This window comes from Haloarcula sp. R1-2 (genome assembly GCF_011627385.1).
Lineage (GTDB): Archaea > Halobacteriota > Halobacteria > Halobacteriales > Haloarculaceae > Haloarcula > Haloarcula marismortui.
On record NZ_JAANTG010000004.1, the window covers coordinates 13,669 to 28,016 of the forward strand.

13 protein-coding genes are annotated in these 14,348 nt (G+C 59.4%); 8 read left to right on the plus strand and 5 right to left on the minus strand.

Going from position 1 to position 14,348, the window contains the following annotated elements; genetic code table 11:
- Positions 1-22 precede the first annotated feature (22 nt).
- Positions 23-181, minus strand: coding sequence for a hypothetical protein (locus tag G9C82_RS16155; protein WP_004956641.1), 159 nt, complete (start codon positions 179-181; stop codon positions 23-25).
- Between the two features lie 197 nt (positions 182-378).
- On the opposite strand from G9C82_RS16155, the gene G9C82_RS16160 reads away from it, so the two are divergent.
- The 4 genes from G9C82_RS16160 to G9C82_RS16175 all read left to right on the plus strand — a co-directional run bounded on the left by G9C82_RS16160 (position 379) and on the right by G9C82_RS16175 (position 4,593).
- Positions 379-1,416, plus strand: a complete 1,038-nt coding sequence (locus tag G9C82_RS16160) for a hypothetical protein (RefSeq protein ID WP_127014678.1) — start codon at positions 379-381, stop codon at positions 1,414-1,416.
- Between the two features lie 50 nt (positions 1,417-1,466).
- Positions 1,467-2,135 carry an O-methyltransferase gene (locus G9C82_RS16165; protein ID WP_007188899.1) on the plus strand — a complete coding sequence of 223 codons (669 nt, stop codon included), beginning with the start codon at positions 1,467-1,469 and terminating at the stop codon, positions 2,133-2,135.
- Between the two features lie 100 nt (positions 2,136-2,235).
- Complete coding sequence (locus tag G9C82_RS16170; protein WP_011223526.1) at positions 2,236-2,838, plus strand: chemotaxis protein CheC; 603 nt, start codon at positions 2,236-2,238, stop codon at positions 2,836-2,838.
- A gap of 102 nt (positions 2,839-2,940) precedes the next feature.
- Positions 2,941-4,593 carry a long-chain fatty acid--CoA ligase gene (locus tag G9C82_RS16175; protein WP_004956654.1) on the plus strand — a complete coding sequence of 551 codons (1,653 nt, stop codon included), beginning with the start codon at positions 2,941-2,943 and terminating at the stop codon, positions 4,591-4,593.
- Positions 4,594-4,626: 33 nt separating this feature from the next.
- Here G9C82_RS16175 and G9C82_RS16180 read toward each other — a convergent pair whose 3' ends face one another.
- A complete protein-coding gene (locus G9C82_RS16180) occupies positions 4,627-5,400 on the minus strand; it encodes a DUF6517 family protein (protein WP_004956656.1) in 774 nt (257 codons plus the stop codon).
- Between the two features lie 126 nt (positions 5,401-5,526).
- On the opposite strand from G9C82_RS16180, the gene G9C82_RS16185 reads away from it, so the two are divergent.
- Entirely contained in the window at positions 5,527-6,681 is a 1,155-nt protein-coding gene (locus G9C82_RS16185; protein ID WP_004956660.1) for an acyl-CoA dehydrogenase family protein, read from the plus strand.
- An 829-nt stretch (positions 6,682-7,510) separates the two neighbouring features.
- Here G9C82_RS16185 and G9C82_RS16190 read toward each other — a convergent pair.
- Entirely contained in the window at positions 7,511-8,839 is a 1,329-nt protein-coding gene (locus G9C82_RS16190; protein WP_004956661.1) for a Cdc6/Cdc18 family protein, read from the minus strand.
- Between the two features lie 612 nt (positions 8,840-9,451).
- Between G9C82_RS16190 and G9C82_RS16195 the strand changes: the two genes are divergently transcribed.
- The gene (locus G9C82_RS16195; protein WP_007188901.1) at positions 9,452-10,249 is read left to right on the plus strand and encodes an N-acyl homoserine lactonase family protein; all 798 of its coding nucleotides are present in this window, start codon (positions 9,452-9,454) and stop codon (positions 10,247-10,249) included.
- Between the two features lie 16 nt (positions 10,250-10,265).
- Here G9C82_RS16195 and G9C82_RS16200 read toward each other — a convergent pair whose 3' ends face one another.
- Complete coding sequence (locus tag G9C82_RS16200; protein ID WP_007188902.1) at positions 10,266-10,448, minus strand: hypothetical protein; 183 nt, start codon at positions 10,446-10,448, stop codon at positions 10,266-10,268.
- Positions 10,449-10,517: 69 nt separating this feature from the next.
- A complete protein-coding gene (locus tag G9C82_RS16205) occupies positions 10,518-11,237 on the minus strand; it encodes a DICT sensory domain-containing protein (protein ID WP_004956670.1) in 720 nt (239 codons plus the stop codon).
- Between the two features lie 267 nt (positions 11,238-11,504).
- On the opposite strand from G9C82_RS16205, the gene G9C82_RS16210 reads away from it, so the two are divergent.
- Together G9C82_RS16210 and G9C82_RS16215 are read left to right on the plus strand one after the other, a co-directional pair.
- On the plus strand, positions 11,505-13,403 hold the full coding sequence (locus G9C82_RS16210; protein ID WP_127014679.1) for a 2-oxoacid:acceptor oxidoreductase subunit alpha: 1,899 nt from the start codon (positions 11,505-11,507) through the stop codon (positions 13,401-13,403).
- A 3-nt stretch (positions 13,404-13,406) separates the two neighbouring features.
- Positions 13,407-14,345, plus strand: coding sequence for a thiamine pyrophosphate-dependent enzyme (locus G9C82_RS16215; protein WP_004516277.1), 939 nt, complete (start codon positions 13,407-13,409; stop codon positions 14,343-14,345).
- Positions 14,346-14,348 lie beyond the last annotated feature (3 nt).

Genomic DNA, 14,348 nt, shown 5'->3' on the forward strand with positions numbered 1-14,348 from the left:
ACCCGGGCGTCGATACCTGCTGTTAGATTTCGTCCAGAGATTCGAACCCGCTCCAGCACTCGCAGTCGAGGTCGTCGATGGACGTGACTTCGTCCGGAAGTGAACTTATCGGCATCCCATCATCAAACTCATCACACTCCTCGATATGAATAGAAAAGTCGCTACTCGACATGACTGGCATAGACAGTGATACGGCATCGTACCGCAAAAATCCTCGGACTTGAGACGGTATAGAATAGGCACTAGAGGCTAGTTGTATAGAGAGAGCCGAGACGAGCACTGTCTCGTATTCGAGTGGCGCTAATCAAAAGTTACCGTATGTCAAGGGAACGCTTATTTGTTGATGGCTTTATGGTTCCAGATACGATACAGTACGCAATGAACTCCGGGAGTGGGACAGTTGACCAGCCTCTGAAAGAGGCTGCGTCCGTATTGGTGTTGGCACGCAATGCAAGCGACGCCGAACGAGAGGGGTGTGCCGGGTTTCTGGCTGAGCAGGAGGTCAGTAAGTCGAAGGCGATCTGTGTCACAGTGTCCGAATCCCCCGATTCGCGCCTCTCGCTGTGGCAGCAGCACCTCGACGACGAGATGCCCGAAGAGGCGATCATCGTCGACGCCGGCAGCGAGTTACCGGCTACCTCACAGGCAGCAGCGTCTGGTGCGTTTCCTTCATTGACGCTTGATACCCTTCCCGCAACAGTGGCGCCGATAGACATCAGCGCGACCGTCTCTCGCCATCTCGGTCGGTTGGAGCAGGAAGATACACCGCTGCTTCTGTGCCTGCATTCGCTTACTGGGTTGCTTGAGTCCTGGGAGCGTGACCGCGTCATCGCGCTGGTGACTGCGTTGAACCGACAATGTGCCGAGATGGACGTCTCGGGCCATCACCACATGGACCCCGAGGCCCATACGGAGGAGACAGTCGAGATGTTTCGGCCACTGTATGATGTCGTGTACGAGTATCTCCCGGACCACGGCTGGACCGTCACGGCGTCGCAAGACGCAGAAGAGACGCCGACGTTTCGAGACACCGTCACCCCACCCGGCGGCGTCAAGAAGGGCGACCCGGAGGAGCCCGAAACGATTCCGATACCCTACTCGTTTGACCAGGTACTGGAACTGATCTCCGCTCCGCGGCGGCGCAGTCTCCTGTATCACCTGAAAGACCGGTCTGAAACCGAGGTCCCACTGGACGACCTCGTCGACCGCGTCTACGAACGCGAAAAGGCTATTCCAGCCAGAACGACGCCAAAATCACGCGATGAAGTGGGCGTGTCGCTGGCACACAATCACCTTCCGCGGCTGGACGATCTGGGGATTCTCTCATACGAGACAGCGGACAATACTGTTGAGTACTACGCCAATCCCGCGCTGGAGTCCGTGATTCAGTACGTCGAACGCCTCGAACTCGGCTAGTTCCGGTCCGGACCCACTCGTTTATGTTGCCGCTACCGGCATAGCCTGACATGGACGAAACCCCGCTCCCGGAAGTGACAGAGCAGTTCGCTCGCACACTGGCGCCAGCCAGCGATGCAATTATCGATGAGATGGACGCCAGAGCCGACCGAGAGGGATTCCCGACGGTCGGTCCCGCAGTCGGCGGGTGGCTCCGCCTCGTCGCCCGGATGGTTGACGCCGACCGTGTCTTCGAGTTCGGCTCCGGCTTCGGCTACTCGGCGTACTGGATGGCACCCGCTGTGTCCGACGATGGACAGATTGTCCTGACGGAGATCGACGCCGACGAACTCGAGGATGCCCGCGAGTTCCTCGACCGCGGCGGGTTCGCCGACCTGGCCGCCTTCGAGCACGGTGACGCAATCGAAATCGTCGAGAACTACGACGGCCCGTTCGACGTGGTGCTTATTGATAACGAGAAACACCGCTATGCAGAGGCCTTCGAGGCTGTCCGGGCAAAGGTGCCGGTCGGTGGGGCCGTGGTCGCTGACAACATGATCGAGGCCGGGCCGCTGGAATTTGCAGATGTACGGGCGTTGCTGGCTGGCGAGGACATCGACGCCAACGAAACGAGTCGCGGTATCGCCGCGTATCTCAAACGCGTCGGCAGCGACCCGGCGTTCGAGACCGGGCTGCTACCGCTCGGTGAGGGCGTCGCTGTGAGCGTCCGGGTGGAGTGAGCAAGCGGCAGCAACACGCTCCGATTCTCGCCGACGAAAATGCGGGTGCATAGCTTATGTATGAGGGCACACAACTCAGCGGCAACGCTGGTCCTAACGAATGAGTCTGATGATAGATATTCGGAAGCTCGGGTTGTTCAATCAGATGGCTAAGGAAGGCGGTAACACCGTTGCGAACCACCTTAGCCAGATGACTGGGATGGAGACGGAGATGGAGATCACGAAGATCAACTTCATCGATATCCCGGATATCAAAACACACGTCGGCGACGAGAAGCAGATCGGTATCAGTATCGAAATGGTGGAAAAGCCCCATGGGCACATCCTGTTCCTGTTCAACGCCGCCAGTGCAAAGGACCTCGCCACCGGGATGATCGGCGATATGGGTGAGACGGACCCCAACGCGAACGGCTTCACCGACATGGAACGCTCGGCGATTCAGGAGATCGGCAACATCATGACCAGCGGCTTCATCGACGGCTGGGCAAACGTTCTCGATACCACCATCGACATCTCCACGCCGAACTTCACGTTCGGCCCGGGGAGCGGGATGGTGGACCAGCTCGTCGGCGACCGGGACAACGAGATGGCGCTGATGTTCGACTCCCGCGTCCACGCACTGGAGTCCGACATCAACGTGAAGGTGTACACATTTCCGGAACTCGAAGAGCTGGTCGACCTGATGCAGGAAATCGAAGTGTAAGCGGTCCGAACTTATTCTGGCGGCGGGAACTGCGGATGAACTCCTTGTCCCTCATGAAAGATTTAGCAGTGTTTCTTGTACCGTGGGCCCTTGCGTCATGATATGCCAGGAGGCAGCCCGCAAACTCTACGACCGTTCTTGTGGCGTGCAGAAACACTGTATCCGGACACAGAGGTCGTCTCTCGTACCCACGAGGGCATCGTCCGCCACGACTACGCCGAATATGCCGAACGGACGGCACAGTTAGCGAACGCGATCGAAGAAGCCGGCTACGGCGACGGTGAACGGCTCGGGACGTTCTGCTGGAACCACAGCCGTCACTTCGAGACGTACTTCGGGGTACCCGGAACCGGTGCGCAGCTACACACTATCAATCCGCTCCTGCCCGACGAACACATCCAGTATATCGTCAGCGACGCACAGGACGAACTCATTTTCGTCGACGAATCGCTCCTGCCGAAACTCGAAGGCGCTGCAACAGCGGACCCAGAGTCCTTCGAAACGGTCGAGCAGTTCATCGTAATGAGTGACTCCGTCCCGGAGACAGAGCTTGATGCCGTTGCCTACGAGTCGTTCATCGCCGACCAGCCGACGGAGTACGACTGGCCCGAGCTGGAGGAGGACCGCGCTGCCGGCCTCTGTTACACGTCCGGCACGACCGGGCGACCAAAAGGCGTCGAGTACACCCAGCAAATGCTGTGGAGCCACACGATGGCGATTCAATCGCCACAGGGAATTCCACTCGACGACGACGACGTGATGATGCCCGTCGTCCCGATGTTCCACGTCAACGCGTGGGGTCTCCCGTTCTCGGCAACTGCCGGCGGGGCCAAGCACGTCTACCCCGGCCCACAGCCGGAGCCTGCGGACCTCGCGAAGCTCATCGAAGAAGAGGACGTCACCGTCACCGCCGGCGTCCCGACCGTCTGGCTGGGACTGATGGAGTACATCAAAGAGAACGACGTTGACCTCTCATCCCTTGAGCGCCTCATCGTCGGCGGAAGCGCCGCACCGGAGGCGATGATCCGGTTCTTCGACGACCGCGACGTGGAACTCGTCCACGCCTGGGGAATGACCGAGACGGCCCCGGTGGGTGCCGTGGCGTCCCTGCGGAGCGACCTGGAGGACGCCGACTACCAGACGCAACTGGACAAGCGGGCGAAGCAGGGACTCATCACACCCGGGCTGGAGTTCCGTGTCATCGACGACAACGGCGACGAGGTCCCACATAACGGCGAGGACTTCGGCGAACTCCACATCCGCGGGCCGTGGGTGACGACAGAGTACTTCAAGCGGCCGGAAGCGAACGAGCAGGAGTTCGAGGACGGCTATCTGAAGACTGGTGACGTGGTGTCCGTCGATGAGGACGGCTACATCAAGATCGTCGACCGAGCAAAAGACGTTATCAAGAGCGGCGGAGAGTGGATCTCTTCGCTCGAACTGGAAAACGAACTGATCGCCCACGACGACGTGAACGAAGCGGCAGTCATCGGTGTCCCGCACGAGCGCTGGCAGGAACGCCCACTTGCGATGATCGTTCCGACGGCCGATGCCGACGAGGAGACGCTTGGTGATGAACTCCGTGAGTACATCCTCGAGTCCTACCCCAAGTGGTGGGTCCCGGACAACTTCGTCACCATCGACGAGGTTCCGAAGACGGCAACCGGAAAGTTCGACAAAAAGTCGCTCCGTGACGAGTACGCCGACGAATCGCTCGTCGAGGGTCGCGTCCCCGACGACGCCGCGCCGGAATAGGAGAGTTGGCGCGTTTTCAGCCGCTCAGTAGCGCTACTGGACGCCAGTGACGAGATTCCGGACTTCTGTCCGATAGGTTTCGGGCTGGAGTCCGAGGTCGACATCGACGGTGACTGTGATGCCGTCACTCAGGTCGTTTTCGACGACCTGCTCGAAGTTCTGTGCCGGGTACGCGCCCCCGGAAATGACGACGAAGTCGCCGTGGTGCCAGACGGCGAACATCGCCGAGATGTCGATGTCGCTGGCTGGTATCTCGACGGCCTCGTCCTCGGTCACGTCGAAGGAAATCCCCTCGAATGGGTACACGGCGGACAGTTCCACCGTCTCAGCTGTCTCTCCGGTGTCGATATCGATTGTCCCCTCGCCGGATTTCTCGATGTCGGTCAGCCCCTGCGCTTCCATCTGCTGTTCGAAGCTGTCGCGGGCGTTTGTTTTGACTTCCGCCAGCAGTTCCTCGCGCCCCACGCCAGCCGGAAGATTGTCCAGATTGGGGCTGAAATCCACTCGGGTGGCGAAAAACACGGAGAGTGCAGTCTGAACCTGGTCAAGAGTACGGTCGGCGACACGCTCCTGTAGCTGTTCGTCGACGTACTGAACCGTACTGGAGACGGCCTCGACCGAAACCGGGCCGTAGCTCCGGTCGAATACTGTTTCCGAGGACTGGGCCGTTTGCGTCCAGCCACCGTCGTTCAGTTGCGCTGTCGGAACGTCCGGTGGCGGTGCCTCGGCTGCGGCCAGAAACGAACACCCCGCAAGCCCGGCAGTTCCAAGGGTGGCTCCGGCGAGCAAGTAGTCTCGACGATTCATGTCAGAGGAAGGCTACAGCCATGGAAAAGCGTGCTGGCCGATTATCAGGAGTTTCCCAGAAACAACTACGACGGTGTTTGGCAGAGTTCCACGGAGTATATGAGTACACAAACCATGATAATCTCTATGGACCTGCTATCCGAGAAACTCGTTCCGGAGCACGCACACGAGGTCAAGGAGGAGGCTCGGGAGTTCGCCGCGGAGCACATCGAGCCAGTCGCGGGTGAGTACTACGCGTCCGGGGAGTACCCCTGGGACGTGCTCGAAGCGGCGACGGAGGCCGGGCTCGTCGCACAGGATATCGGCGAAGAGTGGGGCGGGAGCGGCTACGACCTCCAGCAGATGCTTGCGATGGCAGAGGAGCTGTACAAAGCCGACGCAGGAATCGCGCTGACGATCCAGCTCGCCAGCTTCGGGGCAGAGATCGTCGAGGACCACGGCGCGGACTGGCAGAAAGAGGAGTTCCTCAAGCCCGTCGCTGCCGGCGACCAGCTTACCGGTCTCGCCGTCTCTGAACCGGAAACGGGGAGCGACCTTGCTGGGATGACGACGGCCGCTGAGAAAGATGGTGACGAGTGGGTAATTAACGGCGAAAAATACTGGATCGGCAACGGTGTCGAGGCGGACTGGGTGACGCTGTACGCCAAGACCGGTGACGACCCGAACGACCGCTACGGGAACTACTCGATGTTTATCGTCCCGACGGACGCCGACGGCTACCACGCCGAGCACATCCCCGAGAAGATGGGCTTCCGGGCGTCCAAGCAGGCCCACATCGTGCTTGACGACTGCCGGATTCCGGAGGAGAATCTGGTCGGCGTCGAAGGGGCCGGCTTCTATATGCTCGCCGAGTTCTTCAATCACGGCCGCGTCGTCGTCGGCGGACACGGTCTCGGGCTGGCTGCCGCAGCCATCGAGGAAGCCTGGGAGTTCGTCCATGACCGCGAAGCCTTCGGCAAGACCGTCGACGAGTTCCAGGCGGTCCAGCACAAGCTGGCCGATATGCAACTCAGCCTCCAGTCCGCCCGGACCCTCACCTGGCACGCGGCCGAACGCGTCGCCAATCAGGAGAACTCCGGCTACTGGGCCGCACTAGCAAAGACCAACGCGACCGAAGCCGCAATGGACTGTGCGGAGAAGGGGATGCAACTTCACGGTGGGCGGTCCGTGCTGACGGAGAACCGGATTTCCCGCGTGTATCGCGATGTTCGGATTCCGGTTATCTACGAGGGGGCCAACGACATCCAGCGGAACCTCATCTACAAGCAGGCTCCGATGTAACGGAGAGAGTCGTCGGTCACTGTCGATTGATTGCGTCGCAAACGGCGTGTTTTTCGCGGGAACACCACCCTTCGAGTGTTCTTTAGAGGAGCGTGGCTGGCCAGCTATCACTCCAGCGGCTGTTCACGACTGGACAGCCTGTACAGCCCGGATATACCAACCAGACAGGGATTACGCTACTGTACGAAGTCCATGCGAGTGATACTGAGTCGGTACACCACCCTACAAGTGTTCTGACATCACCAGACAGTTGACCCGACACCACCATACAAGTGTTCTATCACCACCCTGCGAGTGTTTCCAGTTCGAGTACAGCCAGACCAGAATGGTGAACACGTGTTCACACACCACCCTGCAAGTGTTCGCACGGAAGGTGTGCAAGCGTCTGAATCTACGAAAACACCACGCTGCAAGTGTTTTTGTAGCGTTGTTCCGAGTTCCGATTCGCCCTTGCACACCACCGTGCAAGTGTTTCACGTACTGCTTGAGATGTGTGAGAGTATGCTGAGACACCACCCTGCAAGTGTTCGAAAAGGCCGTTTTGGGCGGTTTTCCCGTCGGATCGGGTTCACACCACCCTGCAAGTGTTTTCGAAACGGAATACGTAGGGTCGTGGTGGAACCGGACGGACACACCGGTCTGCAAGTGTTCTACACACTGCAGCGGGGAACAGATACCAGATAACCGCCTGTTTGCACCCCCTTTCACTGTCTACTGTGGGGACACACACCACCCTGCAACTGTTCTGGACGCCACAATAGTTAGACCACCGCTGAACACACACACACCACCGTGCAAGTGTTCTGCCGTGTGAGCCGACGGGGGGTGGCTACGTGAACTGCCAGAGGTTCTGTTGCTCGTCGTCAGTAGTGTCCGGTGCCTCGAACTCAGTCGCCTCGTCTTCCAGATAATGTTCGAGAATCCCATTGACGTTACTCGGCACAGCATCGCTGTAGGAGGACTGGAGTGCAGCGTTGATGATGTCGGTCGGGTCATCAGTGACTTCATAAATATACTTGCGTCCGCCCTTGCGGCCAAGGTTGCGTTCCGCAGAACGGACCAGTCCCTGCATTGAGAGCTGGTCAAGGAACTCGTATATCTTCCGCTCGGATTTCACGCGGCGACCGCTCGACTCCGCGATAGAGGAATAGAGATTGTAGATCCGTTTTGTCGACGCCTCGTGTTTCGGCTCGATGAGTGCAAGCGTCGTGGCGAGATAGGTCAATGCTTGTTGTGAACTCAGATCGTGCTCGAAGTAATCCAGCAGTTCATCGGTTTCGATGGTGTCCGTCGCCCGCCGTGTATGTGCCTCCGTTACACCCTCTGCACCCTCCATCCGCGCGTACTCCCCGGCCTTTTCGAGGATTCGGAGTCCCTGCCGAACGTCACCGCGTTCCTGTGCAGAGAAGGCTGCTGCCAGCGGGACGACATCTTCGCCGAGCACGTCCTCCCGGAACGCGATGTCGGCGTAGTAGCCAAGAATATCTCGAAGTTCAGTCGCGTCATATGGGCCGAACTTGATCTCTCGCTCCCCCAGCGTCGATTTCACCTTGGGTTCCAGCACGTCGACGAACTTGAGGTCGTTTGAGATACCGATAAGTCCAACCTTCGCATCGGTGATCGGCGTGTTCTCGTTCGCTTCGGCCCGCGGCAGTTCGTAGAGAAAGTCGTTCCGTGCATCCGCAGGAATGTTGTCGATCTCGTCCAGAATGATAAGCACGTTCCCGCCCACAGCCTCTATCTCTTCGTAGAGGAACTCGAAGACGCTGTCAGTGCTGTAGCCGCTCTCCGGGAGCTGGTTCTCGGGATCCCGGAACTCGTTGACGAGCGTATTTACCAGTGCATACGCCGACCGGTAGTTCCGGCAGTTAATCGGACCGACAACGGTGAGCGGGATATCCTCAGCCTCGGCTTTCTCTTCGAGTTTGTCTCGTACCCACTTTGTAACAGCAGTTTTGCCGACTCCTGTTGGACCATAGACGAAGACGTTGTTGGGGTCGTGGCCGACAATGACATCCTGAAGTGCGTTGATGTAGAATTCGATTTCCTCGTCGCGGTGAAAGATTGTATCCGGCGTGAACGTGTCTTTTTTCAGTGGTTGTTTTCGTTCGAAGATCGAATCAGTCCCGTCGAACGGGTTCTCGTTCACGTCGACCATCGTATTCCACCTTTTGAGTGGCTCTATATAAAACCAGTGACCACCGTTCAAGTGTTTCAAGTGTTTTCACGCCGAACAGTCACACACCACCCTGCAAGTGTTTCTCCGCTCCCACTCGAAAACAGTTACGAGCGGCCTGCTACACCGATACCTGACTTAACACACTTGATTCCTGTGATTCTTCATTCTCTAGTCAATGACTAGATATGGAACTAGAGACTGTTTTTATATCTTATGGTATATGCAATATAATCTGGTTGCTGTTTAATAGCACAGTCTATAGAATCCGCACCAAAAAGGGTCTGTAACGGCTAAATCTATGTATTCAGGTACAGTACCGACCACACAGTCTCGGCGAGACAGAACAATCTCCACTCTATTTAAATATAGTGACGTGGTTCCGCCACTCCCCGCCCCCACCCCCTGCAAACCCCAAGAACACTTGCAGGGTGGTGTGTGTGGGTCCCGCTCTGTCACGAATATTTTGGCATAAATCTCACTCAATGTCCACACGGCATGAAACCCCATTCCACAGCGAAATGCGGTTGGTGCACCGAGCCAGCCCACTGCGCACGGCATCGTCTTTACTTTGTGACAGGCCGTAGACACTGTATGGACGACCTCACAGTGACATTCATCGACCGGGGCCGCGTACAGGCTGACCGAAACTTCGTCGTTGACGGCCACAGCGTCGCGACAGCCTCTCACCGTGACCCGGAGCACGAGTACGAAACGTACGTTGTATGGAACCTCATCATCGAGACGCCCGAGCTAACCGTCCTCTGGGACACCGGCTCTCACCCAGAGGCCGGCGACGGGTACTGGCCGACGCCGCTGTACGAGGCGTTCGCACACACCGATGCCGCCGAGCATGCCCTGCCGGCAGATCTCGAAGATGCGGGCTACAGCATCGACGAGATCGATGCCGTCGTGATGAGCCACCTGCATCTGGACCACGCTGGCGGCCTGCGCAATTTCGCGGGAACGGACGTGCCGATCTACGTCCACCGCGAGGAACTCCCATACGCGTACTACAGCGCCAACACGGACGACGGTTCTATCGCTTACCTCGCCAGCGATTTCGACCGCGACCTGAACTGGGAGATCGTTCACGGCGACAGCTATCACCTCACCGATGGTATCGAACTGCTTCACCTCCCTGGCCACACCCCAGGGCTCATGGGTGCATTCATCGACCGCCCGGACCAGCCGCTCCTCGTCGTCGGCGACGAAGCCTACGTTGAGGCGAACTACGCGGGCCAACCAATGGCGACGAGCCTCCTGTGGAACAACGGCGCGTGGAAGGAGAGCCTCGAACGGTGCCGCGACCGCCAGCGGGCCACGGGGGCTGAAGTCCTACTCGGCCACGACCTCGGGGTGTTTGAGGACGTAGCCGGGGCGACAGACTGAGACGCGGTTCGTTGGGTCAGTCCGAGACAACGACGAGCGTTCGGCGCTCGCCGTTTTCAGTTGCCACGATCCACCGGTTATCGTGCCGCTCAACGACTGCCCACACGCCGAAAAACAGGTGTAACTCCAGTTCGAGACCGTTGACGCGTTCGCCGGTCTCTTCGATACGGAACTCCCGGGACGCAGCAACGTTCGTCATGTCACAGACGAGATGGCAGCCAACGGCGTGCCGTGGCAGTGGCCGCGTTGGCCCGTTTGCGCGCGGCTGTCACTGTTCGAGATAGCCGTACGTCTCCTCCAGATAGTCGATGATCCAGTCGACCGTCGACTCGTCGTAGGTCCAGAAGCCGTAGAACTCGCGCGGTTCGCGCTCCTCGGCCAACAGGGCGCATTTCTGGGTCGGGTCACCCCCGCCATCGAACACGACGAACCACGAGTCGGCGATCTCGTTTGACCGTTCCAGATGCAGCGAGAACGTACTGTACTCGGGCGGTTCGACGTCAGGGACGGCATAGGCGTGAACATCCACGTCGGTCTCACCCAGTCGTTCATAGAGGTCGAGTTCGCCCTGAAGCGTCGAGAGTGTCTGAAAGCCGGCGTGCAGGGTTCCCTGTCCCACTCGCCATGCGCGATCCTCTATTTCGCGCGATGCGGCGGTCATCCGTTGAATCGACCACGAGGTGAACATGGTCTCATCAAGGTGGTCGAGAATCGACACGTACGGGCTGTTGTCACGCGTGATGTACTGCCGACCTTCGTTGAGCGCGTCCGTGAACGAGTTGAGGCTCGCGGCCGCGATCACCTCTGTGTCCTCGCTGAGGGTGATAAACTCGCCCGGTCGTCCGCTCTCGGTCTGCTCGGTCTGAACGTGGACGTTACGGTCCGCGAAGCGCTCGCGAAGGTCCTCGGCCGCTGTCGGCCCGGCGTTAAAGATAGTCAGCGTCTTCTGATGGTCCTCGACGCCGGTGATGAGTTCCGTTAACGACATCTTCGACTGTACATCGGTATTCACCGTGTTAGTCGTTGCGGGAGGGAGTTACGCGACTTACTAGTAGCGGCTGACACGTGTGGGTTAGCTGAATATATCGACCCTATGAATCTGTCTCACTAGTGACGAACCTCATTTCGAAAACGGCAATCTGAGGTGCCTGAGCCGAAAGATAACGATTAATGAGTGGTGACATAGTGGAAAATCTTTAGTCATGGCCCCCCAACGGAATGATACGGCACCAGAGCTGGGGCCGAGGATTTCACCATGACAGACAACGAACTAATCTGGCGAATCGCCGGTGGTTCCGGTGACGGAATCGACTCGACAAGCCAGAACTTCGCGAAGGCCTTGATGTGGTCGGGGCTGAACGTGTTCACACACCGTCATTACCCGTCGCGTATCCGCGGCGGCCACACGTACGTGGAAGTACGTGCAAAGGACGAACCGGTACAGTCCCGTGGGGACGGCTACAACTTCCTGCTGGCACTGGGTGACTCCTTCGCCCGGAACCCACAGGAAGAGGCCTACTACGGGAAAGAAGAGCTCAAACCGCTGTACGAGAACTTCGACGACCTCCGAGAAGGCGGCGTTCTCCTCTACGACGAGGGGCTGCTCGACGACGAGGATGTCGACGAAATCGGGCTCGAAGAGGCTGCCGAGGAGAACAACTGGCACGTCGTCCCGATGGACCTCCGCGGCATCGCCAAGGAGCACGGCCGCGAGATTATGCGGAACACGGCCGGTATCGGCGCGACAGCGGCGATTCTCGATATCAGCACCGACGAGTTCGAGAAACTCATCACACAGAATATGAGCGGCGACATGCAGGAGGCGAACCTCAACGTTCTCGAGGACGCCTACGAAGCCGCCAGCGAACTCGATATCGACCACGATATCGAGGTCCCCGAGGGCTCCCACGACGAGGAGCAGGTCATTCTCTCGGGCTCGAACGCGATTTCCTACGGCGCAATCGACGAGGGCTGTCGTTTCATCTCGGGCTACCCCATGACTCCGTGGACCGACGTGTTCACGATCATGTCACAGCATCTGCCCGAGTTCGGCGGCATCTCCGAACAGGTCGAAGACGAGATCGCGGCCGCCGCGCTGGCGCTCGGTGCATCCCACGCCGGCGTGAAGGCCATGTCCGGGTCCTCCGGCGGTGGCTTCGCGCTGATGTCCGAACCGCTTGGACTGGCAGAGATGACCGAGACGCCTATCGTGCTGGTCGAAGCGATGCGAGCCGGCCCCTCGACGGGGATGCCGACCAAGCCCGAGCAGGCTGATCTTGAGCACGTCCTGTACACCTCACAGGGCGACTCCGCCCGCGTCGTGTTCGCACCGGCGAACATCCGCGAGTGTTACACGCAGACCCGCTCGGCGTTCCGCATCGCCTACGAGTACCAGATCCCGGTCATCGTTATCTACGACCAGAAGATTCAGGGCGAACTCCGAAACCTCCCGGCCAGCCACTTCGACGAGGAGCCAAACGCCGATCCCGGCTCGGTCCTCACCGAAGAGGAGATTCAGGACGCCGCACACCACTCCTCCGGGAAGTTCCAGCGGTTCCTCCACGAGCCCGAGGACGGCTCGAACGTCAGCCCGCGCTCCGTGCCGGGCCAGAAGGACGGCCGCTTCCTCGCGACAGGCAACGAGCACAACCCATCGGGTCACATCAGCGAGGACCCCGAGAACCGCATCGCCCAGATGAACCGTCGGCTCAACAAGCTCGACGACATCCGTGCTGATCTGGACGAGAACACGTCCCACCAGACTTACCACGGACCCGAGGAAGCCGACTACGGCATCCTCGTGTGGGGCAGCCAGCAGGGGACCGTCTTCGAGGCCGTCGACCGACTCAACGAGAACGGCCACTCCGTGAAGGCGCTTGGCGTCTCCGATATGGCTCCGTACCCGAAGGAAGAAGTCTCTGAGTGGCTCGAATCAGTCGACGAGGCACTTGTCGTCGAGATGAACGCGACGGCCCAGTTCCGCGGTCTGACCCAGAAGGAACTCGGCAAGTACGGCGACAAGCTGTCGAGCTTGCTCAAGTACAACGGCAACCCCTTCGAGCCCGCCGAGATCGTCGACGGGTTCGAATCCAGCATCGACGGCGAGGAACTCGCCGCGAGCAACATGAAGTACGTACCCGCGGCAGGTGACTAACCTATGAGTGCATTCTCAGCAATCAACGAAGAACGCGAAATCGAGCGCGACGAGTTTACACCCGGCATCGAACCCCAGGCGACCTGGTGTCCGGGCTGTGGCGACTTCGGCGTCCTCAAGGCGCTCAAGCAGGCCATGCCGGAAGTCGGCAAGAACCCCGACGAAGTCGCGCTGTTCACCGGTATCGGCTGTTCGGGGAAGCTCAACAGCTACTTCAACAGCTACGGCTTCCACACCATCCACGGCCGCTCGCTGCCCGTCGCCCGGGCCGCGAAGCTCGCCAACCCCAACCTCGAAGTCATCGCGGCCGGTGGGGACGGCGACGGCTACGGTATCGGTGGGAACCACACCATCCACACGGCCCGTGAGAACCACGATATGACGTATATCGTGTTCAACAACGAGATCTTCGGGCTGACAAAGGGCCAGACATCCCCGACATCGCCGAAGGGCCACAAGTCAAAGACACAGCCCCACGGCTCGGCGAAGTCGCCGATCCGCCCTCTGTCCCAGCAGCTCAACGCCGGTGCGACCTACATCGCCCGGACCGCGGCTGTCAACCCGAACCAGGCGAAGGAAATCATCGCCGAAGCCATCGAGCACGACGGCTTCGCGCACATCGACTTCCTGACCCAGTGTCCGACCTGGAACAAGGACGCGAAACACTACGTCCCGTACACGGACGTCCAGCAGTCCGACGAGTTCGACTTCGACGTCTCGGACCGCGCGGAAGCCGCCGAGATGATGCGAAAGACCGAAGAGCGACTGTACGAAGGCGAAGTGCTCACCGGTCGGATGTACATCGAAGACGAGCGCCCCTCCTACGGCGAGGAGAAGCGCCAGATCGGCGAAATGCCCGAGGAACCGCTCGCAGAGCGGTACTTCGACGAGGACGCGGAGTGGGAGCGGACCTACGACAACCTCCTCGAACACCACAAATAAGGC

Excerpts from the sequence above, each read along its gene's own strand:
- G9C82_RS16170 (WP_011223526.1), top strand. The coding sequence starts at position 2,236 with ATGAGTCTGATGATAGATATTCGGAAGCTCGGGTTGTTCAATCAGATG.
- G9C82_RS16160 (WP_127014678.1), top strand. The coding sequence starts at position 379 with ATGAACTCCGGGAGTGGGACAGTTGACCAGCCTCTGAAAGAGGCTGCG.
- G9C82_RS16180 (WP_004956656.1), bottom strand. The coding sequence starts at position 5,400 with ATGAATCGTCGAGACTACTTGCTCGCCGGAGCCACCCTTGGAACTGCC.
- G9C82_RS16205 (WP_004956670.1), bottom strand. The coding sequence starts at position 11,237 with ATGTCGTTAACGGAACTCATCACCGGCGTCGAGGACCATCAGAAGACG.
- G9C82_RS16195 (WP_007188901.1), top strand. The coding sequence starts at position 9,452 with ATGGACGACCTCACAGTGACATTCATCGACCGGGGCCGCGTACAGGCT.
- G9C82_RS16165 (WP_007188899.1), top strand. The coding sequence starts at position 1,467 with ATGGACGAAACCCCGCTCCCGGAAGTGACAGAGCAGTTCGCTCGCACA.
- G9C82_RS16175 (WP_004956654.1), top strand. The coding sequence starts at position 2,941 with ATGCCAGGAGGCAGCCCGCAAACTCTACGACCGTTCTTGTGGCGTGCA.
- G9C82_RS16155 (WP_004956641.1), bottom strand. The coding sequence starts at position 181 with ATGCCAGTCATGTCGAGTAGCGACTTTTCTATTCATATCGAGGAGTGT.
- G9C82_RS16185 (WP_004956660.1), top strand. The coding sequence starts at position 5,527 with ATGGACCTGCTATCCGAGAAACTCGTTCCGGAGCACGCACACGAGGTC.
- G9C82_RS16210 (WP_127014679.1), top strand. The coding sequence starts at position 11,505 with ATGACAGACAACGAACTAATCTGGCGAATCGCCGGTGGTTCCGGTGAC.
- G9C82_RS16215 (WP_004516277.1), top strand. The coding sequence starts at position 13,407 with ATGAGTGCATTCTCAGCAATCAACGAAGAACGCGAAATCGAGCGCGAC.
- G9C82_RS16200 (WP_007188902.1), bottom strand. The coding sequence starts at position 10,448 with ATGACGAACGTTGCTGCGTCCCGGGAGTTCCGTATCGAAGAGACCGGC.
- G9C82_RS16190 (WP_004956661.1), bottom strand. The coding sequence starts at position 8,839 with ATGGTCGACGTGAACGAGAACCCGTTCGACGGGACTGATTCGATCTTC.